This window comes from Candidatus Binatia bacterium (assembly GCA_035631035.1).
Classification (GTDB): Bacteria; Eisenbacteria; RBG-16-71-46; order SZUA-252; family SZUA-252; genus DASQJL01.
In genome coordinates this window covers 163,899-189,667 of record DASQJL010000113.1, presented here as the reverse complement: position 1 = coordinate 189,667, position 25,769 = coordinate 163,899, and the positions used below count along the sequence as shown (strand labels likewise).

The 25,769-nt window shown below is 70.5% G+C and carries 22 protein-coding genes; 19 read left to right on the top strand and 3 right to left on the bottom strand.

Features of this window, described 5'->3' with window-relative positions:
• Positions 1 to 24 precede the first annotated feature (24 nt).
• A complete protein-coding gene (locus VE326_13125; protein HYJ34147.1) occupies positions 25 to 993 on the bottom strand; it encodes a thiamine pyrophosphate-dependent dehydrogenase E1 component subunit alpha in 969 nt (322 codons plus the stop codon).
• A 59-nt stretch (positions 994 to 1,052) separates the two neighbouring features.
• On the bottom strand, positions 1,053 to 3,419 hold the full coding sequence (locus VE326_13120; protein HYJ34146.1) for a heavy metal translocating P-type ATPase: 2,367 nt from the start codon (positions 3,417 to 3,419) through the stop codon (positions 1,053 to 1,055).
• A 73-nt stretch (positions 3,420 to 3,492) separates the two neighbouring features.
• Here VE326_13120 and VE326_13115 point away from each other — a divergent pair, with 73 nt between their 5' ends.
• The 3 genes from VE326_13115 to VE326_13105 are packed head-to-tail and all read left to right on the top strand — an operon-like array spanning position 3,493 to position 6,248.
• Positions 3,493 to 4,629: an Mrp/NBP35 family ATP-binding protein gene (locus tag VE326_13115; GenBank protein ID HYJ34145.1), complete on the top strand. Its 1,137-nt coding sequence runs from the start codon at positions 3,493 to 3,495 to the stop codon at positions 4,627 to 4,629.
• Positions 4,629 to 4,970: a DUF971 domain-containing protein gene (locus VE326_13110; GenBank protein HYJ34144.1), complete on the top strand. Its 342-nt coding sequence runs from the start codon at positions 4,629 to 4,631 to the stop codon at positions 4,968 to 4,970. The genes VE326_13115 and VE326_13110 overlap by 1 nt, the downstream gene beginning before the upstream one ends.
• A 6-nt stretch (positions 4,971 to 4,976) precedes the next feature.
• Positions 4,977 to 6,248 (top strand): MFS transporter, encoded by a 1,272-nt coding sequence (locus VE326_13105; protein HYJ34143.1) that lies wholly within the window; start codon positions 4,977 to 4,979, stop codon positions 6,246 to 6,248.
• A gap of 13 nt (positions 6,249 to 6,261) precedes the next feature.
• Here VE326_13105 and VE326_13100 read toward each other — a convergent pair whose 3' ends face one another.
• Entirely contained in the window at positions 6,262 to 6,675 is a 414-nt protein-coding gene (locus VE326_13100) for a VOC family protein (protein HYJ34142.1), read from the bottom strand.
• Positions 6,676 to 6,844: 169 nt separating this feature from the next.
• On the opposite strand from VE326_13100, the gene VE326_13095 reads away from it, so the two are divergent.
• From VE326_13095 to VE326_13020, 16 genes are all read left to right on the top strand, one after another.
• Complete coding sequence (locus tag VE326_13095; GenBank protein ID HYJ34141.1) at positions 6,845 to 7,828, top strand: hypothetical protein; 984 nt, start codon at positions 6,845 to 6,847, stop codon at positions 7,826 to 7,828.
• Positions 7,825 to 8,823 (top strand): methionine synthase, encoded by a 999-nt coding sequence (locus VE326_13090; GenBank protein HYJ34140.1) that lies wholly within the window; start codon positions 7,825 to 7,827, stop codon positions 8,821 to 8,823. The genes VE326_13095 and VE326_13090 overlap by 4 nt, the downstream gene beginning before the upstream one ends.
• Positions 8,824 to 8,990: 167 nt before the next feature.
• The gene (locus VE326_13085; protein HYJ34139.1) at positions 8,991 to 10,100 is read left to right on the top strand and encodes an efflux RND transporter periplasmic adaptor subunit; all 1,110 of its coding nucleotides are present in this window, start codon (positions 8,991 to 8,993) and stop codon (positions 10,098 to 10,100) included.
• Positions 10,090 to 10,785: an ABC transporter ATP-binding protein gene (locus VE326_13080; protein ID HYJ34138.1), complete on the top strand. Its 696-nt coding sequence runs from the start codon at positions 10,090 to 10,092 to the stop codon at positions 10,783 to 10,785. Before VE326_13085 ends, VE326_13080 begins: the two co-directional genes overlap by 11 nt.
• Positions 10,782 to 11,930, top strand: a complete 1,149-nt coding sequence (locus VE326_13075; GenBank protein HYJ34137.1) for an ABC transporter permease — start codon at positions 10,782 to 10,784, stop codon at positions 11,928 to 11,930. Before VE326_13080 ends, VE326_13075 begins: the two co-directional genes overlap by 4 nt.
• Positions 11,930 to 13,096: an ABC transporter permease gene (locus tag VE326_13070; protein HYJ34136.1), complete on the top strand. Its 1,167-nt coding sequence runs from the start codon at positions 11,930 to 11,932 to the stop codon at positions 13,094 to 13,096. Before VE326_13075 ends, VE326_13070 begins: the two co-directional genes overlap by 1 nt.
• 55 nt (positions 13,097 to 13,151) lie before the next feature.
• A complete protein-coding gene (gene hemC, locus VE326_13065; protein ID HYJ34135.1) occupies positions 13,152 to 14,048 on the top strand; it encodes a hydroxymethylbilane synthase in 897 nt (298 codons plus the stop codon).
• 1 nt (position 14,049) lies between these two features.
• Complete coding sequence (serS, locus tag VE326_13060) at positions 14,050 to 15,321, top strand: serine--tRNA ligase (protein ID HYJ34134.1); 1,272 nt, start codon at positions 14,050 to 14,052, stop codon at positions 15,319 to 15,321.
• Between the two features lie 24 nt (positions 15,322 to 15,345).
• Entirely contained in the window at positions 15,346 to 16,632 is a 1,287-nt protein-coding gene (locus tag VE326_13055; GenBank protein ID HYJ34133.1) for a HAMP domain-containing sensor histidine kinase, read from the top strand.
• Complete coding sequence (locus VE326_13050; GenBank protein ID HYJ34132.1) at positions 16,629 to 18,188, top strand: bifunctional response regulator/alkaline phosphatase family protein; 1,560 nt, start codon at positions 16,629 to 16,631, stop codon at positions 18,186 to 18,188. Before VE326_13055 ends, VE326_13050 begins: the two co-directional genes overlap by 4 nt.
• 6 nt (positions 18,189 to 18,194) lie before the next feature.
• The gene (tsaE, locus tag VE326_13045) at positions 18,195 to 18,698 is read left to right on the top strand and encodes a tRNA (adenosine(37)-N6)-threonylcarbamoyltransferase complex ATPase subunit type 1 TsaE (protein HYJ34131.1); all 504 of its coding nucleotides are present in this window, start codon (positions 18,195 to 18,197) and stop codon (positions 18,696 to 18,698) included.
• Entirely contained in the window at positions 18,676 to 19,362 is a 687-nt protein-coding gene (tsaB, locus tag VE326_13040; GenBank protein ID HYJ34130.1) for a tRNA (adenosine(37)-N6)-threonylcarbamoyltransferase complex dimerization subunit type 1 TsaB, read from the top strand. The genes tsaE and tsaB overlap by 23 nt, the downstream gene beginning before the upstream one ends.
• Positions 19,359 to 19,844, top strand: coding sequence for a ribosomal protein S18-alanine N-acetyltransferase (gene rimI / locus VE326_13035; GenBank protein HYJ34129.1), 486 nt, complete (start codon positions 19,359 to 19,361; stop codon positions 19,842 to 19,844). Before tsaB ends, rimI begins: the two co-directional genes overlap by 4 nt.
• Positions 19,841 to 20,929 carry an acetyl-CoA carboxylase, carboxyltransferase subunit beta gene (gene accD / locus VE326_13030; GenBank protein ID HYJ34128.1) on the top strand — a complete coding sequence of 363 codons (1,089 nt, stop codon included), beginning with the start codon at positions 19,841 to 19,843 and terminating at the stop codon, positions 20,927 to 20,929. Before rimI ends, accD begins: the two co-directional genes overlap by 4 nt.
• Positions 20,926 to 22,236 carry a folylpolyglutamate synthase/dihydrofolate synthase family protein gene (locus VE326_13025; GenBank protein ID HYJ34127.1) on the top strand — a complete coding sequence of 437 codons (1,311 nt, stop codon included), beginning with the start codon at positions 20,926 to 20,928 and terminating at the stop codon, positions 22,234 to 22,236. The genes accD and VE326_13025 overlap by 4 nt, the downstream gene beginning before the upstream one ends.
• A complete protein-coding gene (locus VE326_13020) occupies positions 22,226 to 25,747 on the top strand; it encodes a putative LPS assembly protein LptD (protein HYJ34126.1) in 3,522 nt (1,173 codons plus the stop codon). Before VE326_13025 ends, VE326_13020 begins: the two co-directional genes overlap by 11 nt.
• The last annotated feature ends 22 nt before the right edge of the window (positions 25,748 to 25,769 follow it).

Here is a 25,769-nt window from a genome sequence, read left to right as displayed (position 1 = left end):
TCGCGGGGGGCGCGTCCGGCCGGGCTATCCGAGCGGGGCGTAGACGTCCTCCAGGATCTCGCTCGGATCGGGATGCGGGCTCTTGTCGGCGAAATCGATCGCCTCCTCGATCTCCCGCTCGATCCGCTGGAGCGTCTGCTGCTTGAACGCCTCGTCCACGACGCCGCGCTCCATCAGGAGCCGCTCGTAGCGCGGCACCGGGTCGCGGCGCTTCCAGGACTCCAGCTCTTCCTGCGTGCGGTAGTTGGCCGGATCGATCTCGGAGTGGCCGTACCACCGGTAGGTCTTCATCTCGATCAGGGTCGGACCCTCGCCGCGGCGCGCCTTCCGGACCGCCTCCTGCGAGGTCTCGTACGTCGCCATGAGGTCGTTGCCGTCGATGGTGACGCCGGGGAAGCCGTAGGCCTTGGCGCGCTCGGACACGTTGTCCACCGGAACGCCCAGGCTCTTCGGCACCGACTCGGCCCAGAGGTTGTCCTGCACGACGAAGACGATCGGGAGCTTGTGGATCCCCGCGAAGTTCAGCGCCTCGTGCCAGACGCCGTTCGAGGTGGCGCCCTCGCCGACGAAGGCGACGGCGACGTTGTCCTTTTTCTGGATCTTCCAGGCGAGCGCGGAGCCGGTGACGATCACGGTCTGCGCGGCGATCGTCGAGGCCGGCGTGACGATCCCCATCGGCTTCCAGCCGTAGTGGCACGGGTGCGACTTCCCGCGGTCGGGGCTGTCCTTCCGCGCGAAGAGCTGCGCCATGAGGTACTTGATCGGCATGCCCTTGGTGATGACGGCGCCGATCTCGCGGTGCTGGATGCCGATGAAGTCGTCGGGGCGGAGCCCGTAGCAGGGGCCCACGACGGTCGCTTCCTGGCCCACGGCGGAGAAGTAGGTGCCGTGGAAGCGCCCCTGCTTGAAGAGGCGGCGGCAGCGCTCGTCCACCTGGCGCACCAGGTTCATGTAGTAGTAGAGGCCCTTCAGCTCATCGTTGGAAACGGCCATGCTCCCTCCGGTCCTGTCTCGCGCGGGACAAGGGCGAACGACCTGTTCCGGCGCGTGGATTAGCGCTCGAAATTAGCATACGCGGGCCGTCCGCGCCACCCGGCGAGACGGAGGCTGTTGGTCACGACCGACACGCTGGAGAGCGCCATCGCGGCCGAGGCGACCGTGGGGTGGAGCAGGATCCCGGCCGCGGGATAGAGCGCGCCCGCCGCCACCGGAATCGCGATCACGTTGTAGGCGAAGGCCCAGAAGAGGTTCTGCCGGACCGTGCTCCGCGTGGCCCGCGAGAGGTCGAGGGCCGCCGCGATCCCGTCCATGCTCCCGCGCACCAGGGTCACGTCGGCCGCCTCCATCGCGGCGTCCGTCCCGGTGCCGAGCGCGATCCCCAGGTCGGCCGCGGCCAGCGCCGGCGCGTCGTTCAGGCCGTCACCGACCATGGCCACCGTCTCGCCGCGGGCCTGGAGCTCCCGCACCAGCGCCACCTTTCCCTCCGGGGTGAGCCCGGCCCGCACCTCCTCGAGTCCCACTGCCTGGGCCAGCGCGCGCGCCGGCGCCTCGCGGTCGCCGGTGGCGAGCACCGGCTTCAACCCGCGCGCCCGGAGCCGGGCCACCGCGGCCGCGGCGTCCTCGCGCGGCGGGTCGGTCACCTCGAAGAAGCCGAGGAGGCGGACCCCCTCGAGGCCGCTCTCGCCCACCCAGGCCACCGTGCGGCCCCGCTCGGCCGCCTCCTCGGCGCGCGCCGCGAGCGCGGCGTCGGGCTCGGCGCCGCGCGCCGCGAAGGAGCGCGAGCCCACGCGCGTCGGGACGCCCTCGACGATCCCCTCGACGCCGCCGCCGGGGGTCACCCGCACGTCGCGGGCATGAAGCGTCGCCGCGCCGGAGGCCGCCGCCTGGCGCGCGACCGCGCGCGCGAGGGGATGCTCGGAGCCCGCCTCGACCGCCGCCGCCACCGCGATCAGCCGAGCCGGATCGATCCCGGGCGCCGCGGCGGTCGCGCCGACCACCGGCTCTCCGCGCGTGAGGGTACCGGTCTTGTCGAAGACGACCGTGGTGAGGGAGCCCGCGCGCTCGAGCGCCTCGCCGCCCCGGATCAGGATGCCGCGCCGCGCCCCCGCGCCCGTGCCGGCGAGGATGGCGGTCGGCGTGGCGAGCCCCATGGCGCAGGGGCAGGCCACGATCAGCACCGAGACGAAGACGGTGAGCGCGTAGCGCGTGCGGGGCTCGGGACCCACGAAGAGCCAGATCGCCGCGGCCGCGATCGCGATCGCGATCACGGCGGGCACGAAGCGCGCCGCCACGCGGTCGGCCAGCTCCTGCATGGGCGCTTTTCCCCCCTGCGCCTCCTCGACGAGCCGCGCGATCCGCGCGAGCGTGGTCTCGGCGCCCACGCGCGTCGCGCGCAGCACGAAGGGGGCGATCCGGTTCACCGTGCCGGCGGCGACCGGATCCCCCGGCTCGCGCGGAACGGGGAAGGGCTCCCCCGTGAGCATCGATTCGTCCACCTCGGTGCGCCCCTGGGCGATGAGTCCGTCGACCGGTATCACCTCGCCCGGGAGGATCTCGAGGAGGTCGCCGCGGGCGACCGACTCCACGGGGACGGTCTCGCGCGGCGCGTCGAAGCCGGGTTCGTCTCCGGCCGCGGCGGCCCGCAGGCGCCGCGCCGTGGGTGGCCGCCTCGTGAGCAGCGCCTTGAGCGCGTCTCCCGTGCGGCGCCGCGCCCGCGATTCGAGGAGCCGGCCGAGCAGGATGAAGACGAGGATCATGACCGCCGTGTCGAAGTAGACGTGCGTGCCGGCGCCCGCGGCGCGGAAGGGTTCGGGCGCCAGCGTCACCGCGGCGGAATAGAAATAGGCGGAGAAGGTGCCCAGGGTGATCAGGGTGTTCATGTCGGCGGTCTTGTGGCGGAGCGCCTTCAGCGCGCGCGCGTGGAACGGCCACGCCGCGATCCACTGCACGGGGGTGGCGAGGAGGAAGGCGAGCCATCGCGCGCGATCCTGGTCGTGCACGAAGAGGTGAAGGGCCATGATCGGCACGCCCAGCGCGACCGAGAGGAAAAGCCTGGCGCGGAGCGCGCCCTCCTCGGCCCGATGGGCCCGCTCCCGATCGGACGAGGAGGTCGCGGCACGCGGCGCGGCGCGATAGCCCGCGCGCTCCACCGCGCTCACGAGCGCGGCGACGCTGGGGGAGGAGCCGGCCACGGGATGGACGCGCGCCTCCTCGGTGGCCAGGTTCACTTCGGCCGACGCGACGCCGGGCGCGGAGCGGAGCGCGCGCTCCACCGTGGCGACGCATCCCGCGCAGGTCATCCCATGCACGGTGAGCACGACCTCCCCCTCGCCCGGCGGGCGCGAGCCGGCCCTCGGCCGCTCGGGGGGCGCGTCGGTCGCGCCGCCGGCCGCCGTGAGGCGCATCGTTTGCCGCGGCATCGCGTCTACCTCAGTAGGGGAATCCGAACCGGCGGAACTGGCGTTTGGGAGCCGGTTTCCGCCCAGGAGCCGTATGCGTTATGATGTTCCGTCCGATCCCGCCCCCCACACCCTTCGAGGAGCGATGATGGCCCAGGCCCCCGTCACGGAAGCCCAAGTCTTGGATGCCCTTCGATCCGTCATGGATCCGGACCTCCACCGCGACATCGTCTCCCTCGGTTTCGTCCGGAACATGAAGATCGAGGGGGAGAGGGTGGCCTTCGACGTCAATCTGACCACCCCCGCCTGCCCCGTCAAGGATCGCCTTCGCGACCAGGCGCGCCAGGCGGTGCTCGCGATTCCCGGCGTCGCGGACGCCCGCGTGAACATGACCGCGGAGGTGCGGCGTCCGCCGTCCCCGAGCACGGCCGCGCTCCGGAACGTGAAGAACATCGTCGCGGTCGGCAGCGGAAAGGGAGGGGTCGGCAAGTCCACCGTCGCCGCCAACATCGCGGCCTCCCTCGCGCGGAGCGGCGCGCGCGTCGGGCTCCTGGATGCGGACATCTACGGCCCTTCCATCCCGATCATGATGCGCGGGCCGCGCCCCGCCGAGCCGCGCGCCGACAACACCATCGAGCCGGGCGACGCTCACGGCACGAAGGTGATGTCGATGGGCTATCTCACGCCCGGGGACCAGCCGCTCATCTGGCGCGGGCCGATGGCGCACAAGGCGGTCCAGCAGTGCCTGCTGGGCGTGAACTGGGGGGAGCTCGACTACCTGATCGTGGACCTGCCCCCGGGCACGGGGGACGTGCACCTCACCCTGGTGCAGACGGTGCCGGTCACGGGCGGCGTGATCGTCTCGACGCCCCAGGACGTCGGCCTCCAGATCTCGATGAAGACGCTCCGCATGTTCCAGCAGACCAAGGTGCCGATCCTCGGCATCGTCGAGAACATGTCCTACTACGTCTGCCCGCACTGCGGGGGGCGGGACGATCTCTTCGGCCACGGCGGCGCCGAGGAGGCGGCGAAAGCGCTGGACGTGCCCTTCCTGGGCTCGATCCCGCTCGATCCCGCGATCCGCCGGGCGGCCGACGAGGGGACGCCGGTGGTCGTCGCCGAGCCGGAGTCGAGCTCGGGGAAGGCGATGTCCGACGTGGCCGGTGCGCTCGCCCGCCAGGTGAGCATCCGCGCGTTCCGGAACCTCACGCTCTCGATCGTGGAGGAGTGATGGCCCGCGCCCTCCTGCCCGAGGAGACGACCCCCGTGGAGCTGAAGAAGAAGGGGGGCGAGCGCTTCACGATCCGCTGGGAGGACGGGCACGAGTCGGTCTACCCCGCGCGCACGCTGCGCGGCCGCTGTCCGTGCGCCCAGTGCGTCAGCGAGACCACCGGCGAGCGCCTCGTCTTCGAGGAGCACGTGGACCCGAGCGTCTTCATCGCCGCCGCGCGCACCGTCGGGAACTACGCGCTCCACTTCGACTGGAGCGACGGCCACACGACCGGAATCTACGCCTTCGACTACCTCCGCCGCATCTGCCCGTGCGCCGCCTGCGCGGGCCAGGCGGGCTGACCCGCCATCCGCGCGCTCGACGGGCCTCTCGGGAGCTTCCGAAGGCTCGACGACTGGAAGCGCACCCTCTTCGCGCTCTGGACGGCGCAGTTCTTCACCATGCTCGGCATGAGCATGTTCCTGCCGTTCCTCCCGCTCTACCTGCGCCAGCTGGGCGTGACCGAGCCGGGGAAGCTGGAATTCACGAGCGGGCTCTTGTTCGCGGCCCCCTTCTTCGCCGCGACGGTCGCCACACCGGTGTGGGGCGTGCTGGGCGACAAGCACGGCAGGAAGCTGATGGTGGTGCGCGCCAGCCTCGGGCTCGCGCTCGCGACCTTGCTGATGGGTTTCGCGCGGACCGTGCCGCAGCTCTTCGTGCTGCGGGTGGCGCAGGGCGCGGTGTCCGGCTTCATCGCGGCCGCGCTCGCGCTGATGGCGTCCAAGGCGCCGCGCGAGCGGATGGGGTATGCCCTCGGCACCCTCCAGACCGCGATTCCCACCGGCACGATCCTCGGCCCCTTGATCGGGGGCGCCCTGGCCGACGCGATCGGCTACCGGCAGATCTTCTTCGTGACGGCGGCGATGAACCTGGCGGCGGGGATCGCGGTGATCCTCCTCGTGCCGCGGGACCTTCCCGAGCCGCGCGAGGCGGGCTTCGGCCAGGTGTTCGAGAACTACAAGACGGTGTTCGGGACGCCGCAGTTCCGGCTCCTCTTCTTCGTCCTCTTCGGAAGCCAGTTCGCGCTGATGGCGATCCAGCCGGTGATGGCGCTCTACGTGGAGTACCTGGGCGCGAGCGGACGCCTCCTTGCCACGACGACGGGGGCGATCTTCGCGATCACGGGGGTGGCGAGCGCGATCGGAGCGCCGCGGTGGGGGCGGCGCGGGGACCGAAAGGGGTATCGGGCCGTGCTCGGCCGCGCCCTCGTCGGAGCCGCCCTGTTCGCGCTGCCGCAGGCGCTGGTGGCGCGCGCGTGGCAGCTCTTCCTGCTCCGGATCGGCTACGGGGCGTTCGTCGGCGGCATCGTCCCCTCGGTGCAGGCGATGATCGGGATCCGCGCGCCCGCCGAGCGCCGCGCGGGCATCATGGGGGTCACGTCGACCGCGCTCATGATGGGGAATCTGACCGGTCCGTTGGTGGGCGGCGCCGTGGCGGGGAGCTTCGGGCTGCGATCGGTCTTCGTGCTCGCCACGGTCGTCCTCGTCGCGCTGCTCGCGGCGTTCTATCCGCGCATGGCGGAGCCGGCCCGGCCGGAGACCACGCGGCCCGAGCCCAGGGCCCGGGCCGTCACGGTCTGAGCGCCGGCCGGAGCTACTTCTTCTCCAGCACGGAGAGGATGTTCCCGGCCGGATCCTGGAACCAGGCGATCACGGGTCCCTTGCCGCGATGGATCCCCTTGGCGTCGGTCTGGATCTCCCCTCCGTAATGCTGGAACCGCACGCCGAGAGCCGTCAGCTCGTCCACGACCCGATCGACGTTCTGGACCGGGAAGTTCAGGACGGTGAAGGTCGCCGGCTGATGGTTCGGCTTGGGGTAGAGGAGCACGTTCGCGCCGGTCGAGAGGCGGAGATGGAGCATTCCGTTCTCTTCCCGAACGTCCAGCCCGAGGGTCCCACCATAGAAGTCCTTCGCCTGGCGAAGGTCGTTCACCGAGAAGCCGCAAAAGGCCGGGCTCTCACGCAGCGCGTCCGTCTTCGTGGGCACATTCGAGGTTTCGCGTGTCATGGTGCGCTCCTTGTCGTCCTTCGACGCTCCCTCCCGCATCGCTTGCGCCGGAGCGGCTCAGAGGCTGCAAGGAACCTGCCATGGAGGCGCCCCGCGCGTCTTGTTCCCCAAGACCTTCTCTAGTAGCATCCTGGACTCGTTACGTACTTCCACCCTCCCAGGAGGAACCGTGCAATTCCGGACGACGCTCGCGGGGAGTTATCCCAAGCTCCCGACCCGCTCGGGGGACGTGAACCTGCGCGTGACGCTGAACCGCCGCGACCAGGGTAAAGCCACCGATCAGGACGTGGCGGACGCGGTCCGCGCGACGACGCGCCGCACGCTGGAGATGGAGGACCGGGCCGGGCTCGACCTCCTCATGGACGGCAGCGCCGGGTGGGAGGACGCCCAGACCTACGTGGCGCGCGGCCTCGAGGGGATGCGCATCGCGGGACTGATCCGCTATCTGGACACCAACACGTACTACCGCCAGCCGGAGATCGTCGGTCCCGTGGCGTGGAAGGGCCCGATCACGGTCGGCGACTACCTGGCCGCCGCGGCCATGACGAGGAAGCCGGTCAAGGCGTTCCTGCCGGGACCCTACTCGCTCTACCGGTTCTCTAAGGACCTCCACTACGGCGATGCCGTCGCGGCCGGTGAGGCCATCGGGAAGGCCCTGGCGCGCGAAGCCGCCGCGCTGGAAGAGGCCGGCGCGACGTGGATCCACTTCGAGGAGCCGTGGCTGGGACGCGCGCGCGGCGAAGACGCCGCGGCGATCCGGGCCGCGCTCCTGCCCGCGCTCGAAGGGCGGGCCGCGCGGACCGTGGTCCACGTGCCGTTCCGCGCGCCGAATCCGGTCTTCGCCGCCATCCGCGACCTTCCCTGGAACACGCTGGGTCTCGACCTGGTCGAAGCCCCGGCGGGCTGGGAGCTGATCCCGCTCCTTCCCGAGGGGCGCGGCGTCGCCCTCGGACTGATCGACGCCCGCAACACGCGGCTGGAGGACGGCGAGACCATCGCGAAGCTCGCGGAGCGCGCCGCCCGGCTGCGCCCGGATCTCGACTACCAGATCACCCCGACGGCCAGCCTCGAGTACCTGCCGGCGGACAAAGCGGAGGCCAAGATCGCCGTGCTCGTCGAGGCGGCCCGGCTCGCCGGAGAGAGGACGTCATGATGCCGCGCGGACTCTGGACCACCACCGTCGGAAGCTTCCCCAAGCCGCCGCAGCTGGAGCGCGCGCGCCAGCAGCACGCGCGCGGCGAGCTGTCGGCCGACCGGCTCTTCGCCATGGAGCGGGAGGAGACGGCGAAGGTGATCCGGCAGCAGGAAGAGGCGGGGCTGGACATCCTGGTGGACGGCGAGCTCTACCGCGGCGACATGACCACCTACTTCGCCGAGCGGATGCCCGGCTTCGCCATCTCGAACCCGGTGCGCTCCTACGGCAACCGCTACTACCGGAAGCCGATCGCGGTCGGGCCGATCCGCCGCGACCAGGAGATGACGGTCTCGTGGTGGACATACGCGCAGTCGCTGACGCGGAAACCGATCAAGGGGATGCTCACCGGCCCCTACACGATGATGGACTGGTCGTTCAACGAGCACTACCCCTCGCGCGAGGCGATGGCGATGGACCTGGCCGTGGCCGTGAACGAGGAGGCGCTCGCGCTGCAGGAGGCGGGTGCCCGGTTCATCCAGATCGACGAGCCGGCGGTCTCCGTGCGTCCCGAGGAGCTGACCCTCGCCGTGAAGGCGCTGGGGCGCGCCGTCCAGGGGCTCACCGCCAAGACGATCACCCACATCTGCTACGGCGACTTCGACGTGATCTACCCCGCGCTGCTCGACCTTCCGGTCGACATGATCGACCTCGAGATGGCGAACAGCCGCTACGACCTCCTGGAGCGCTTCCGCGCGCACCCGTTCACGAAGGAGATCGGCTACGGCGTGCTCGACGTCCACAGCCACCGTGTCGAGACGAAAGAGGAAGTGAAGGAAGGGATCCGCCGCGGCCTCGAGGTGCTCCGCCCCGAGCAGATGTACGTGGATCCCGACTGCGGGCTGAAGACCCGCACCGTCGAGGAGGCGTTCGCGAAGCTGCGCGTCATGGTGGACGCCGTGCGCGAGGTGCGGGCCGAGCTGGGGATCGAGGCGGAGCAAGGCGTCACGGCGTGACCGATTCACGCTCGGCCGATCTGTCCGGGCTCCGCATCGACAGAAGTCCGCCGCGGCCGCGTGAGCGGACGCGGCGAAACGCAGTCGTCATCGCCGCGTGCCTGGCCCTCCTGCTCATCGCGGCGGCTTTCCTATTCGCCAATCGTACTCGCGCCGTCGAAGTGCGCGTGGCTCCCGCCGAGTCGGTCGGCGGCGCGCCCGGCGCCGCGGCCCCCGAAGTCCTCACCGCCAACGGCTACGTCGTCGCCCGCCGCCGCGCTTCCGTTTCCACCGAGGTGGCGGGGCGGCTCGAGGCGCTCTACGTCGCCGAGGGGAGCCGCGTCCGGGAGGGGCAGATGCTGGGCGTGCTCCGGAACGACGAGCAGCGCGCCGCCGTCCGAAGCGCCCAGGCGGAGCTGGCGACGGCGCGGGCGGCGCGGTCGGAGGCGGAGGCGAGCGCCTACGAGGCGGGTTTGGCGCGCAAGCGCCTCCAGGCCCTTCTGGCGAAGGGCCTGGTGAGTCAATCCGATTACGACGAGGCCGACGCGCGCGCCAAGGTGGCGGACGCGCGGGTGGAGAGCGCGGCCGCGTCGGTGGCGAACGCGCGGGCCCGGCTCTCGGCGGCGCAGGTGGACCTCGCGCGCACCTTCATCCGGGCGCCCTTCTCCGGCGCGGTGCTCCGGAAGGAGGCCGAGGTCGGGGAGATCGTGAGCCCGATCCCCTCCAGCGGAGGCCTCACGCGCGGCGCGATCGTGACGATGGCCGACCTCACCACGCTGGAAGTGGACGTGGACGTGAACGAGGGCTACGTGGCGCGCACGCACGAGGGGATGCGCGCCGAGATCGCGCTGGACGCCTATCCCGGGGACCGCTACCCGGGGCGGGTGCGGCAGATCGTGCCCACCGCCGACCGGCAGAAAGCGACCGTGCTCGTGAAGGTGACGTTCGACTCCCTGGATGCCCGCGTGCTCCCCGAGATGGGCGCCAAGGTGACGTTCCTCGGGGACGCGACGCCGGCAGCCGGCGGAACGCGCGTCCCCTCGGCTGCGGTGACGATCCCCAAGGGCGCCGTCGCCGACCGGGGCGGCCGCGCCGTCGTCTTCGTGGCCGAGAAGGGGCGCGCGTCGCTTCGCACCGTGGGACCGCGCCCCTACGGCGAGGATCGCGTGGTCGTGTCGGGCGGGCTCGCGCCGGGCGAGCTGGTCGTGCTGGATCCGCCGGGGAAGCTGGCGGACGGCGCCCGCATCAAGCCGGCGGGCGGATCGAAGAACCCGGATTGGGGGACCCATGCCTGGTGAGGCCGGAACCAACGGAGCGCTGATCCGGCTCCGCAACGTGAGCAAGCGCTACCGGCGCGAGCAGAACGTGCTGGACGTGCTGGCCGGGATCGATCTGGACGTGAAGTCCGGAGAGTTCCTCGCCCTGATGGGGCCGAGCGGCTCCGGAAAATCGACGCTCCTGAACCTGATCGGCGGCATCGACCGCCCGAGCGAGGGAGAAGTGATCGTGGCGGGGGAATCGCTCACGGCGCTCTCCTCGAACCAGCTCGCCGCGTGGCGCGCCCGGAACGTCGGGTTCATCTTCCAGCTCTACAACCTGATTCCCGTGCTCACGGCGCAGCAGAACGTGGAGCTGCCGCTCCTCCTGACCCGGCTCTCCGCGAAGGAGCGCCGCGAGCGGGTCGCGCTGGCGCTGCGGCTGGTGGGACTGGAGGATCGCGCGCGGCACTACCCGCGGCAGCTCTCCGGCGGGGAGGAGCAGCGCGTCGCCATCGCGCGCGCGATCGTGGCCGACCCGACGCTCCTGGTGGCGGACGAGCCGACCGGGGACCTCGACGCGCGGAACGCGGGCGAGATCTTGACGCTCCTCCAGCGCCTCAACACGGAGATGGGGAAGACGATCGTGATGGTGACGCACGATCCGCACGCCGCCGAGCGCGCGCACGTCACCCGGCATCTCGAGAAGGGAGTGCTCCAGGCGTGAAGTTCCTGCGCTACGTTCTGGCCCACCTCGCGCGGTCCAAGCGGCGCACCTTCCTCACGGTCTCCTCGATCGCGCTCGCGCTCTTCCTCTTCTGCACGCTGCGCACGGTGATGACGTCGTTCGATGCGGCGATCCGGGTGTCCGACGACACCCGCCTCGTGGTCCGGCATGCCGCCTCGCTCGTCTTTCCGCTCCCGCTCGCCTACCGCGACCGTCTGGCGCAGGTCCCGGGCGTGCAGACCGTGAGCTTTAGCAACTGGTTCGGCGGCTACTACCAGGACCCCAAGAACCAGAACGCCCAGTTCGCGGTGGATACCGAGCACTTCTTCGACATCTACCCCGAGGTGGAGCTCTCGCCCGACCAGCGCCAGGCGTTCCTGAGCGAGCGAAGGGCCTGCATCGCCGGGCGGGACATCGTGAAGAAGTTCGGGTGGAAGCTGGGGCAGACGATTCCGCTCACCGGCACGATCTATCCCGGGGAATGGCCCCTGATCCTGCGCGGGATCTATACCGGAAGGACCGAGGACATCGACGAGAACACGATCTTCTTCCACTGGGACTACCTGAACGAATCGATGCCCGACGTCCGCAAGAACCAGGTCGGGATCTACTGGCTCCGCCTGCGCTCCGCTTCGGAGGCGGCCCGCGTGAGCGATGCGGTGGACGCGATGTTCGAGAACAGCCCGCAACCCACGAAGACCGAGACGGAGAAATCGTTCCAGGCCGGGTTCATCTCCATGATGGGGAACGTCAGCATGCTGCTCACCATCCTCGGCTCCGCCATCGTGTTCGCGATCGTGCTGGTCACGATCAACACGATGCTGATGGCCGCGCGCGAGCGGACCACGGAGATCGCGGTGCTGAAGACGCTGGGATTCCCGGACGGGCTGATCCTCCGGTTGATCGCCGCCGAGGCGCTGATCCTGTCCGTCGCGGGCGGCGTGATCGGGTGCGGCGCGGCCTACCTGATCTTCTGGCGCTCCGACTTCACGGCGAACGGCTTCTTCCCGAACTTCCGCGTGCTGCCGGAGACGGTGGGCTGGGGCATGGTGCTGGCCGTCGGGATGGGTCTGCTGAGCGGACTGGTTCCCGCGCTCCAGGCGGCGCGGCTGCAGATCGCGGGCGCGCTCCGGAAGGTGGCCTGATGGCGCGGATCCCGTTCGTCTACAACGTGCGCAATCTGGGACAGCGGCGGGTGAGCACCGCGCTCACCGCGCTGGGGATCGCGCTCGTCGCGTGGGTCTTCATCTTCACCCTCGCCCTCGCGGGCGGATTCGAGGCGGCGCTTCGCACGACCGGCTCGCCGGACAACGCGATCATCGTGCGATCGGGCTCGACCGCGGAGCTGACGAGCATCATCAGCCGCGAGGTCGCGGCCGCCGTCCAGAGCCAGCCCGAGATCGCCCGCGCCCCCGACGGGCTGCCCCTCTCGACGGCCGAGCTGCTCGTGATCTGGAACCTCCCGCGCAAGTCGGGCACGACCACGAACGTCGTCGTCCGCGGCATCGGCCGCAAGTCGGCGGCGCTCCGCCCCGGCGTGCGCCTGGCGGCCGGCCGCATGTTCCGCCCCGGCCTCGACGAGATCGTCGTCGGGAAGATGGTTTCCGAGCGCTTCCAGCACGCCACCGTGGGGGACAAGCTCAAGCTCTCGGGACGGGAGTGGAACGTGGTCGGCGTGTTCGACGCCGGCGGCACGGCGTACGACTCGGAGATCTGGGGCGACGTCGAGCTGTTCATGCCGGTCTTCGACCGCCCGGTCTACCAGAACGTGATCCTTCGCCTGGACGACCCCTCGCATTTCGCCGCGCTCAAGAAGCGGCTCGAGGCCGACCCCCGGATGAGCGTGACCGTGCACCGCGAGGACCAGTTCTACGCCGGCCAGTCGGGGCAGCTCGCCACGCTGCTCCGCACGCTGGGCACCTTCGTCACGCTGATCATGGCGCTCGGCGCCGTGTTCGGCGCGCTGAACACGATGTACGCCTCGGTCGGCGCGCGCACCAAGGAGATCGGCACGCTGCGCGCCATCGGGTTCAGCCGCGGCGCGGTGCTCCTTTCGGTGCTGATCGAGTCGACGCTGCTGGCTCTTTTGGGCGGCCTGATCGGCTGCCTCCTGGCCCTGCCCGTGCGCGCCTTCACGACGAGCACCATGAGCTTCGCCACCTTCAGCGAGCTGGCCTTCCGCTTCGACGTGACGCCGATGATGCTGGGCGCCGGGATCGCGTTCTCCGCGGCGATGGGCCTGGTGGGCGGATTCTTCCCGGCGCGGAAGGCGGCGTCGATGGAGGTCGTGGACGCGTTGCGGCAGGCCTAGGCGCCATGGCGCCGGGCGTGCGCACCCTGTCCGGTTGTGCTAGCCTCGCACTCCCATGAGCCACACCATCAAAATCGGCGTTCGCGGCAACCGCCTCGGGATGTCGATCGGCAAGCAGACCGCCGAGGAGCTGCGCCCGCATCTGGGCGGAGCGACGATCCAGTTCGTCCCGATCGCCGATCCCGGCCGGCGCACCACGTCGCCCTGGCCCGGCGGCGCCCTGGAGCACGCGCTCACGCAGGGCGAGGTGGAGATGGTGATCCAGAACGCCAAGGACGCCTCGCCGGCGACCTCGGGCGTCGCGATCGCCGCCGTCACCACGCGCTTCACGCCCTTCGACGTGCTCATCGCGCCCGACGACGCCATCCTCGACGACCTGGCCGAAGGGGCGGCGCTATCGGCGCACACCGCGCTCCGCCGCGCGCAGCTCCTCAACTACCGGAACGATTTCCGGATCGTGGACTTCGCGGGGAGCCTGGAGGAGCGGATCAAGATGCTCGAGCGCGGCGACGTGGACGGCCTCGTGGTCTCCGCTTCGGCGGTGGAGCATCTCAAGCTCCAGGACCGCGTCACCGAGATCTTCACCACAGCGGTGCTCATCCCGGCGCCGGGCCAGGGCTCGGCCGTGATCCAGGTCCGCTCGAGCGACAAGGACCTCGTCAAGGCCGCCAAGCACCTGAACGATCCCGACGCGCACGCCGAGTTCGACGCCGAGCGCGCTTTTCTCAAGGCGCTGGGCGCCGACGCGCGCGCCCCGGTCGGCGCGCTGGCGCAGAACGACGGCACGTCGATCCAGCTGGAGGGCGTGGTCGCTGAGCGCGACGGAGCCCGCCTGTTCCGCGACACGGAAACGGGCGAGCCGAAGGAAGCGGCGGAGATCGGCGAGCGGCTCGCGCGCCGGCTCCTGGCCGAGGGTGGCCGCAGCGCGCTGGCCGCCGCCGAGAGCAACTGACATGCTCGACGCCAAGCGCGTCCGCACCGATCGCGACAGGGTCGAGGAGGCGATCCGGTACAAGAAGGTGCCGGTCGATCTTCCCCGGTATCTCGAGCGCGACGAGCGGCGGCGCGAGCTGTTGGTCCGGACTGAGGCCCTGAAGCACCGGAAGAACGAAGCCTCGGAAGAGATCGGCCGGAAGAAGCGCAGCGGCGAGGATGCCGCCACCGCGATCGCCGCGATGAAGGGGGTGAGCGAGGAGATCAAGGCGCTCGACTCCGAGCTGGCGGAAGTGGACGCGGAGCTGGACCGCCTCTCCAAGTGGATCCCGAACGTTCCCCATCCCTCGACGCCACGCGCTGAGGCGGACGGGAACCAGGTCGTCCGCTCGTGGGGCGAGCCGAAGAAATTCGATTTCGCGCCCAAGCCGCACTGGGACCTCGCGACCTCGCTCGGCCTCCTCGATTTCGAGCGCGCCGGCAAGATCGCGGGGGCCGGCTTCCTGCTCTTCACGGGGAAGGGAGCCCGGCTGGAGCGCGCGCTCATCAACTTCATGATCGATCTGCACACACGAGACCACGGCTACACCGAGGTCTGGCCGCCGCACCTGGTCCGCTCCGACTGCCTGGAATCGACGGGGCAGCTCCCGAAGCTGGCCGAGGACATGTACCGCATCGCCGACGAGGACCTGTACCTGAACCCGACGGCGGAGGTCCCCGTCACCAACATCTACCGCGAAGAGATCGTGGACGGGGGGAAGCTGCCGATCCGCCTCGTGGGCTACTGCGCGTCGTACCGCCGCGAGGCGGGCTCGTACGGGCGCGACACGCGCGGGATGATCCGCGTGCACCAGTTCGACAAGGTCGAGCTGGTCAAGATCGTGCGGCCGGAGACGAGCTACGACGAGCACGAGTCGCTCTGCCGGGACGCCGAGGACGTGCTGCGGGCCCTGGGGTTCGCCTACCGCGTGGTGCTGCTCGCCGCGGGCGATCTCTCCTTCGCCGCGGCGAAGTGCTACGACCTCGAGACCTGGGCGCCCGGCGAGGGGCGGTGGCTGGAAGTTTCCTCCTGCAGCAACTTCGAGGACTTCCAGGCGCGCCGCGCGGGGATCCGCTTCCGCACCGAGACGGGCAAGGCGGAGCTGGCCCACACCCTGAACGCGTCGGGTCTCGCCCTGCCGCGGACCTTCGCCACCCTACTCGAGAACGGCCAGACGGAGCGCGGGACGGTCCTCCTTCCCGAGCCGCTGGTTCCCTACATGGGCGGAATGCGCGAGCTGACCCCGGACTAGACGGGCGCGGCCCCCGGCGACGAATTGGCGCGCGCGAGCGAAGCCCCGCGGGATTTCAGACCCTCCTACAAGGTCTATCTCTTCCTGGCCATGGTCGTGCTCAGCATGGCCCTGGTCGCCCACTCCCATTTCGTCATCCGCCGCCTGAACGAGCAGGCGCGGAGCCTGAGCGCGGTGCTCGCGCGCTTCATCGCGGTCTCCACGCTCGGCGCCGCCGAGCAGCCGACGCTGCGGCCGATCTTCCTCGAGGTGATCCGGGACATCAATTTCCCGATGGTGCTGACCGACACGCACGGCGTGCCGCGCGCGTGGAAGGGAATCGGCGTCGACCCGGTGGCGGTTCCCGATTCGGTGCTCGCGGCCGCCGGCACGACCGGCGTGATCCCTCCGGTCGTGAAGCGGATCCAGGAGACGGCCGCGCGCCTCGACCGTGTGAACCGGCCGATCCCGGTGGTGCGGCTGGGGCACCCCGGCATCCTGGGCTACGTCCATTACGGCGAGCCCTCCCTGGCGGCGCAGCTTCGATGGATTCCGTACATCGAGTTCGGCGGCATCGTGCTCCTCCTGGTCTTCGGCTTCGCCGGATACCGCGGGCTCAAGGCCGGCGAGCAGCGCTCGCTCTGGGCCGCGCTCGCCAAGGAGACCGCCCATCAGCTCGGCACGCCGCTCTCCTCGCTGATGGGCTGGACCTCCGTCCTGCGCGAGGCGAGCCAGGAGGGGAAGACCGATCCCGCGCGCATGGAGTCGATCGCCGACGAGATGGACAAGGACCTGGACCGGCTGCACCGGGTCGCGAACCGCTTCTCGCAGGTGGGCGCGACGCCCGCGCTGGCGGAAGGGGATCTGACGCGCGCCGTGGCGGAGACCGTGGACTACGTCCGGAGCCGGCTTCCGACGCTGGGCCGGTCGGTCACGATCACCGAGCGCTACGATCCGATCCCGCCCGTCGCCTTCCATCGCGAGCTCTTCACGTGGGTCGTGGAGAATCTCATGAAGAACGCGCTCGACGCGGCGGACAAGCCGGACGCGACGATCGAGGTGTCGCTCCTCTGGCGGCGCGAAGAGCGGCTGGTGGAGCTGCGGGTCCGCGACAACGGCCGCGGCATGACCGTGGCCGAGCGGCGGCAGGCCCTGGAGGCGGGCTTCACGACGAAGCGGCGCGGCTGGGGATTGGGCCTCGCGCTTGCGAGCCGGGTGGTGCGCGAGTACCATCGGGGACGGATCTCCATCGTGGAGAGCGCGCCCGGCCGGGGAACCACCGTCGCCGTGGCGCTCCCGGTTTCCCTCCATCGGCAAGCCCCCCACGCATGAGCTCGTCCGAAAAGAAGATCCTGTGGGCCGATGATGAGATCGACCTGCTGAAGCCCCACATCCTGCTGCTCGAGGAGAAGGGGTACAAGGTCACGCCCGTCACCAACGGCGCCGACGCCGTGGCCTGCACCGCGCGGGAGCGCTTCGACGCCGTCCTCCTCGACGAGAACATGCCAGGGCTGGGCGGACTCGAAACACTCGAGGCGATCAAGGAGCAGCATCCGTCGCTCCCCGTCGTTCTCGTCACGAAGAACGAGGCGGAGTCCCTGATGGACGAGGCGATCGGCCGCCGGATCGACGACTTCCTGCTCAAGCCGATCCGCCCCACGCAGATCTTCCTCGCGCTGAAGCGCATTCTCGAGTCGGACCGGCTTCAGGACTCGCGCCGCGCGCGCGACTACGTGGCCGAGCTGGCGCGCCTTCGCGCGGAGTCGGCGGGCGGTCTCAGCTGGCGCGGGTGGGTCGACCTCTACGCGCGGAACGCGCAATGGGACGTGGAGCTGGACGGGGTGGACGACGAGGGCTTGAAGCAGGCCCAGGCCGACCAGCGCCGCGAGCTGAACGTCGAATTCTCCCAGCTCGTCGAAGGATCGTACGAGCGATGGGCGCGCGGCGAGGATGCGCCGGCGCTCTCCACCGACGTCGTGTCGCGCTGGGTGGCCCCCGCGATGCGCCAGGGGCGCCGCGTCACCCTGATCGTGATCGACTGCATGCGCCTCGACCAGTGGCTCACGGTGGAGCCGCTGCTTCGCCCCTTCTTCGACATCGCGCTCGATCATCACGTCTCGATCCTGCCCACCGCCACCCCCTACTCGCGGAACGCGATCTTCTCGGGCCTCTTCCCCGAAGAGATCCGGAAGACGCACCCCGAATTCTGGCAGGAGGGGTCGGGCGACGAGCGGAGCAAGAACCGCTATGAGCGCCAGCTCCTCGAGGCCCAGCTCGCCCGGCTCGACCTGAAGACGAAACCGGCCAAGTACATCAAGGTCTACAACGCGGACGAGGCGAACAACGTGCGGCGGAACATCGCGACGCTGCGCGACTCGCCGCTGGTCGCCATCGTGTTCAACTTCCTCGACATGCTGGCCCACGGGCGGTCGGAGTCGGATCTGCTCAAGGAGCTGGCTCCCGACGAGTCGGCCTTCCGCTCGGTGATGCGCTCGTGGTTCCTCCACTCGGCGCTCTTCGACGCGTTGAAGTGGCTGGCCAAGCAGGACGGCCTGGTGGTCGTGACGACCGACCATGGCGCGGTGCTGAGCCGGCGGTCGGCGCTGGTCTACGGCAACCGGGAGACCTCGACGAACCTCCGGTTCAAGTTCGGGACGAATCTCTCGTGCGAGGCGCGGCAGGCGGTCCACGTGAAGGACCCGGCGCGCTTCCGCCTTCCCGCCGACGGGGCGCACAAGAGCTACATCATCGCGAAGGAGGATTTCTATTTCGTCTATCCGACGCGATTCCACGAATACGAGAACAAGTACCGGGGTTCCTTCCAGCACGGGGGGATCTCGCTCGAGGAGATGATCCTGCCCGTCGCGGTGATGACCCCGCGCGGGTAGCCCCCGATGCCGGTCGAGATCCGATCCCTGCTCCACACCGAGTCCGAGACTCGCGCGTTCGGGCGCCATCTGGGCACGCTGCTCCGCCGCGGCGACTGGATCGCGCTGACCGGCGCGCTCGGCGCGGGCAAAACGACGCTGGTACAGGGCATCGTCGAGGGCGTCCATCCGGGCATGCGCTCGCGGAGCCCGACGTACGTGCTGGTCGAGGTCTACGGCGAGGGGCCCCGCATCGTGCACGCCGACCTCTACCGGATGGCGGCGGCGGCCGAGATCGAGACGCTGGGCCTGGCCGACCTCGCCGAGGGCGACGCGGTGGTGCTGGTGGAGTGGGCCGACCGCGCGGAGGACCGCCTGCCGGAGGATCGCCTGGAGCTGGAGCTTCGCTACGTCCCCGAGGGCGGGCGGGAGCTCCGGATCCGTCCGCGGGGAAGCCGGTGGGAAGAGACGGCGCGCGAGGGACAACTGGACCGCGACCGATGGAGCCATGCGCTTTATCCTGGGAATTGACACGGCGGGGCCACGCGGCTCGATCGCCCTCGCGCGGGACGGCGAAGGGAGCGAGCCGGTCCGGCTTCCCGAGGGCGGGCACTCGAGCGGGCTCGCGCCCGCGATCGAGCGGCTCCTCGCGGGCGGCGGACTCCGCGTGGCGGACCTGGCGGGCATCGCGGTCTCCGCGGGGCCCGGCTCCTTCACGGGGCTTCGCATCGGGCTCGCGTGGGCGAAGGGCGCTTCGCTGGGCGCCGGGATTCCGCTCTTCATGATCCCGTCCCACGATGCGGCGGCGCACGCTCATCGGAGGAGCGCGCCCCGATTCGCGACCCTGACCCAGGGGGAGCGCGGCCACGTGATGGCGGCGCTCTGGGACGGCTGTGTCGAGGAGGGGGACGACCGGGCGCGGCTCCTGTGGGGGCCGGAGGTCGTTCCCGAAGAGGACGTGCTGGACCGGCTGCGCGAGCGCGCGGGAGCCGATGTTCCCGTCGCCGCGGCCACGGAAGCGCTGGAGGAATGGGTGCTCGATCTGGGGGGAACGACGCTGCCGGCGGTGCCGCTCGGCCCCGCCGTGGCCAAGCTGGGAGCGGTCGCGCTCGCCGCGGGCGCCGGGGCCGATCTGCTCGAGGCCGCGCCGCTCTACGGCCGCGCGCCGAACGCGCGGAAGCCGGGGGCGCGATGACCGCGCTCGCCCGACGCGGGGAGCCGGTGCGGGTCCGGCCGCTCACCGTCGCGCGCCTGGACGAGGTCCTCGCGATCGAGCGGGCCTCCTTCACCGATCCCTGGTCGCGCGAGATGTTCCGGTCCGAATTGATGATCGGCGGGGGGACCTACGCGCGGCTTGCCGAGCGGGACGGAGCGCTGGTCGGCTACCTGTGCGCCGTGCTGGTCGCCGACGAGGCGCACGTCGGAAACCTGGCCGTGGACCCCTCCGAGCGGCGGCAGGGGGTGGCCCAGCTCCTCCTGGACGACCTGGTGGAAGCGGCCCGGAGCCGGGGGGCCAGGAGGGTCACCCTGGAGGTCCGGGAGTCCAACGAAAATGCCCGTAAGTTCTATTACAAGAACGACTTCATCGATATTGCCATCCGCAAGAACTATTACCGCAACCCCAGCGAGGATGCTATTGTCATGCTCCGAACCCTCCCGGAGGGACCCAGCGCATGACGTGGCTTCGCAAGGCCAAGGAAGGGCTCAAAGCTAGAGAACGGCGGCGGGACCTGCCCGACGGGCTCTGGGTCAAGTGCGAGGAATGCGGCGAGATCCTGTACCACAAGGAGCTCGAGCGGAACCTCTGGACGTGCGGGAAGTGCGGGTACCACTTCCGCATCTCCGCCCGCGCCTACGCCAAGATCCTCCTCGACGAGGGCTCCTTCCAGGAGCGCTTCTCCGAAGTCGTCTCCACCGATCCCCTCCGGTTCAAGGACTCCAAGCGCTACGTCGACCGTCTGAAGAAGGCGCGGGAGGAGACCGGCCTCACCGAGGCGGTGCTCTGCGGCGACGGAACGATCGAGTCCCACGCGTGCGTCGTCGCGATCATGGACTTCGCCTTCCTGGGCGGGAGCCTGGCGTCGGCGGCGGGGGAGCGGATCGCCCGCAGCATCCTGCTCGCGATCGAGACGCGGCGGCCGCTCATCATCCTCTCCGCCTCGGGCGGCGCGCGGATGTTCGAGGGGATCCTCTCCCTCATGCAGATGGCGAAGACGAACGCGCTCCTGGCGAGGCTTTCCGACGCGCGGATCCCCTACGTCTCGGTCATGACCCATCCCACCACGGGAGGCGTCACCGCCTCCTTCGCGTCGGTGGGGGACGTGATCCTGGCCGAGCCGAGGGCGCTGATCGGCTTCGCCGGCCCGCGCGTGATCAAGCAGACGATCAACCAGGAGCTTCCGGAGGGTTTCCAGCGCTCGGAGTTCCTGATGAAGAAGGGGATGGTCGACCAGATCGTGCACCGGCAGGAGCTGAAGAAGACGCTGGGCTACCTGCTCCGCTTCTTCGCCGCGACCTCGGTGCTGCCGCAGAAGCCGAGGCGGCGCGCCGGCGAGTCGCTGGCCCGCTTCCGGGCGGCGTCGGTGGCGGCGGCCGAGCCGGTCGGACTCTCGCCCAGCGACAACGGCCATCCCGCCGGCGCGCCGTCTCCCGCGCACGGCGTCCCCGCGAACCCGAGCGCCAATCCGAACGCAGCCGAGCGCCCCCCCGCTCCCGTATCCACCCCCGAGCCGACCCCGACCGAGACCGCCTCCCAGGAATGACCCGCACCGTGGGCGCTCCGCTCACGCGGCGCCTCGACGAGCTCTATCGGTTCGAGCGCAGCGGCATGCGGCTCGGCCTCCTCGGCATCGAGCGGCTGCTGGAGCGCGGCGGCCGGCCCGATCGCGCGTTCCCCTCCGTGCTGATCGCGGGCACCAACGGCAAGGGTTCGACCGCGGCGCATCTCGCCTCGATCCTCCGCGCCGCGGGATTGAAGACCGGCCTCTACACCTCGCCCCACCTGGTGCGGTTCCACGAGCGGATTCGCGTGGACGGCGCGGAGATCGGCGACGCGGCGCTCGAGGAGGCGCTGGAGCGCTGGTGGCCGCACTTCGAGGAGGAGCGCCCCTCCTTCTTCGAAGCGGCGACGGCGCTCGCCTTCGACCACTTCGCGCGCGAAGCGGTGGACATGGCGGTGGTCGAGGTCGGTCTGGGAGGGCGCCTGGACGCGACCAACGTCCTCGTCCCCAGGGCCTCCGTCATCACCACCATCTCGACCGATCACGCCGAGATCCTGGGACCCACGCTCCGGCGGATCGCGGCGGAGAAGGCGGGGATCATCAAGCCCGGCGGCACGCTGGTGCTGGGGGTCCGCCGCGCCGAGCCGCGCTCGGAGATCCTCGAGGCCGCCGTGCGGCAGGGAGCGCGCGTCCTGTTGATGGGGCGCGACGGGCGCTACGCGGCGCGCGGGCTCACGCGCGCCGGGACCGACGTGTGGATCAGGACGCCCTCCTTCGCGGGCACGGCCCGCACGCCGCTCCTGGGGTTTCATCAGGCGCGGAACGCGGCCCTCGCCGCGCTCGCCGCCGAGGTGGCGCTGGAGGGCCGCCCCGCTCCGGTCATCGCCCGATCGATCCTCGAGGGGCTCGCCGCGACGCGCTGGCCCATCCGGGCCGAGGTCCTGGGCGAGGACCCTCCCGTGCTCGCGGACGTGGCCCACAACGCCGAGGGGGCGCGCGCCCTGGTCGAGACGGTCGCGGCGCTCTTTCCGGGACGGAGCGTCGCGGTGGTCGCCGCCTTCTCGCGCGACAAGGCGCACGAGGCGATCCTGGCCACCCTCGCTCGCATCGCGAGCCGGTTCACGCTGACCGAGTTCGGCGGCGAGCGCGCGACGCCGGCGGCGACGCTCGCCCGCGTCGTCCCGGCCGGCCACCTGAGCTGCGAAGTGGAGACCGATCCCGCCGCCGCCGTGCGGGGCGCCGTCGACTGGGCGCGCGCCGCGGGAGGCGTCGTCGTGGTCACCGGCTCCTTCTATCTCATGCCGGAGGCGATGGCGGCCCTGGGGCGCGAGGTGCCGCGTGCGATATGAACCGGACGCGCGCAGCGCGGCCGGGCGCGCAACCCTGACGGGCGCGTGGAGCCTGGCGACCGCGATCGTCTCGTTCCTTCTGGTACTGGTGCCCCCGTCGGCGGCGCGCGCGCAGCCGGCGGAGACCTACCGGCTGCAGGCCGACCGCCTCGAGGGCTCCCTCACCGGGGCCGAGAACGTCTACACGGCGATCCATCCCACGCTGATCCATGGCACGACCACCGTCACCGGCGACTCCGCGCTCGTCTACCGGACGCGGGAGTACGTGATCTTCCGGGGCAACGTGAAGATCGTGGACGGCACTACCACGATGTGGGGCGACGAGGCCACCTACGACCGGAAGCAGCGGCTCGCCACCCTGCGCGGGAACGTGCGGATCCAGGAGCGGGGGACCCGCATCTCGGGCAGCGAGGCCTGGCTCTACCGCGACAGGAACCTCTCGGTGATCACGGGGCGTCCCCACATGGTGGATTCCACCCGCACCCTGGACGCCGATCGGATCGAGTACGACCGGAACACCGACGTCGTGCTCGCGCTGGGACGCGTGGATGCCGTGGACACGGCCGAGAGCACGCGCGTCGTCGCGGGCCGGGTCCGGTACGACCGGCGCGCCGACTACGCGTGGGCCGATCAGACGCCGCGGCTGGAATTGACCGAGTCGAACGGAACGGTGACGAAGATCCTCGCCGACTCCCTCGAGTTCGACCGCGTGAACGACCGCGTGTTCGCGCAGGGAAAGGTCCAGGTGGCGCGGGACAGCCTGCGCGCCACGGGCGGGCGCGCCGCCTTCTTCCGGAAGGAGAACCGGGCCCTGCTCGTCGAATCGCCGAAGGCCTGGGACGCCGAGGGCTCGGCGAGCGGCGACACGCTGGAGATCCGCTTCGTGGAGCACAAGGTCTCCTCGATCCAGGCGCGCCCCAACGCGAAGGTCGCCTACGAGGCGAAGGCCGACTCGGTCGCGGGCCGCTCCGAGCGGACCACCGCGAGCGGGGACACGATCACGCTCTACCTCGAGAACGAGGCCGCGCGTCGCGCGGTCATCGTGGGTCGCGCCAGCTCGTTCTACTGGCCCTCCGCTGCCGACAGCGCCAAGGGGGGACGGAACGCCTCGAACGGGGACACGATCGTCGTGGACTTCGACCAGGGAAAGCCCCGCCACGCGACGGTCCAGGGGAACGGGTCGGGGACCTACTACATGGCCGCCGAGGGGGACACGACCGGGGCCGAGAAGCGGGAGCGCATCCTCTATAGCGGCGACCAGATCGCCTACGACCTGAAGCGGAACACGGTGGACGTGCAGGGGGGAGCCGCCGTGGTCTACCGCGAGATGAATCTCAAGGCGAAGCAGGTCCACTTCGACGCGGACACCCAGAAAATGCGGGCCGAGGGGAACCCGGTGCTCCAGGACGGCTCCGACCGGATCGTGGGGCAGACGATGACGTACGACCTGGCAATTCGGCGCGGCGCCGTGCTGGCCGGGCGGACGAAGTACGAGCAGGGGTACGTGACCGGCGACCGGGTGCTCCGGGTTTCCGAGGACATCCTGGACATCAAATCGGGGACCTACACCACCTGCGACCTGCCCGACCCGCACTACCACTTCGGTGCCGGGAAGATGCGGATTCTCCTCCGCGACAAGGTCATCGCGAAGCCGGTCGTCTTCTACATCAAGCACGTGCCGGTCCTCGCGATCCCCTTCTACATCTTCCCGATCAACAGCGGCCGCCACTCGGGGTTCATGCTCCCCCAGTTCGAGTTCGGCTCGAGCTCGGCCGCCGGCAAGTTCGTGCGCAACGTGGGCTACTACTGGGCCGTCAGCGACTACCTGGACCTCACGGGTGCGGCCGACTACTTCCAGGACAACAACTGGATCGCCCACGGGCTCCTGCGCTATGCCAAGCGCTACTCGTACCACGGGCAGGTCACCGGCTCGTTCCAGGATGTCTTCGGCGCCGCCCCTCCGACCCGGAACTGGCATCTCGAGGGCACGCACTACCAGCCGATGGGGTCGAACTCGCAGCTGACCGCCGACTTCAATCTCACGAATTCCGCGGCGTATCTCCGGGATCCCACCGTGGGGCAGAGCCTGGCGAACCGGGTCAATCGGGTCCTCCGATCGAGCGTCGGCTACTCCAAGGGTTGGAGCCGGGCCAGCCTGACCGCCGGCCTCTCCCGCATCCAGGATCTCTCGCCCGACCCCGGCGCCGCCCGCATCCAGCAGCAGCTGCCGACCGCGACCTTCAGCCTTCAGCCCCGTCCGATCGGCTGGCTGGCCCGCTCCGGCATTCCCGCGCGCCTGCCCTGGCTGGCGACGACGGTGTACAGCTACGACATGAGGCTCCTGAGCCAGCGCAACGTGATCGCGAACCGGTACTCCGACCTCCTGCACCAGACCGACCTGCGCGACTCGATCGTGGACGCCCGAACCGCCATGCTCCATTCCGCCAGCCTGAGCGACACCCGCCACCTGGGACCGCTCGCGCTGCAGCCCCGCCTCGGCGTCCAGGGGGTGTACTACTCCAAGGACCAGGCGGGAGACCGGAATCGCGTCGGCGGGGCCTGGAACGCGTCGGTCGGTGCGAACACGCAGATCTTCGGCACCATGACGCATCCGATCGGGCCGCTCCGGGCGCTGCGGCACGTCCTCACGCCGGCGGTGACCCTTTTCTACCAGCCGCGGATCCAGGGGCTGAGCTTCACCGATACGTCCGGAGTCCTGAGGCCGCGGTTCTCCGGCGTCGGAGGGATTGGGCTCTCGTCGTTCGAGCAGCAGAATCTGACCTTCTCGCTCCGGAACGACATCCACGTCAAGGTGGGCAGCGCCGACCGGCCCAAGATCATCAACAGCCTGATCTCCGCGAACACGACGGCGAGCTACGACCTCCTCGCGAAACGGCAGGGCCGGCGCCCGCTCTCGGACATCCAGACCTCGCTCGTGTTCCGGCCGATCGAGCGAAGCGATTTCTCCTTTTCCTTCACCCACGATCCGTACACGTTGAATCTCAAGGGAATGACCGCGTCGACCGGGTTCCAGCTCCAGGGCACCTCCCGCGCGGCGGAGGACTCGATCCAGGCGATGTCGGACGAGCCGGGCGAGGCGGCCGTGCGCACCAGCCAGAACTACCTGGTCAACGAGGGGCTGACCTCCACCAGCCTGCCGTGGCGGGTCGGCTTCGCCGTCAACCTGAGCGGAAACCGCGATCCGGCCGGCAAGTGGGTGTCGGAGTCGACCGTGAACAGCACGCTCGGGCTCAACGTCTCGCGCGGATGGCGCCTCGACTACCACGCGCAGTACAACGCCACCCATCGGAACCTGGTCGCCCAGGGCTTCACCGTGACGCGCGAGCTCCACTGCTGGGAGGCGCAGTTCACGCGGAGCATCTCCGGCGACAACAAGGAGTACTACTTCAAGATCAACGTGAAGCTGCTGCCGGAGGTCTACTACGAGCAGGGAAGCCGCGGCCTCCGCGGGTTCGGAGGGCAGAACGTTCTCACCGGCGGCGGCTACTGACGAAAACGCGATACCCACGCTC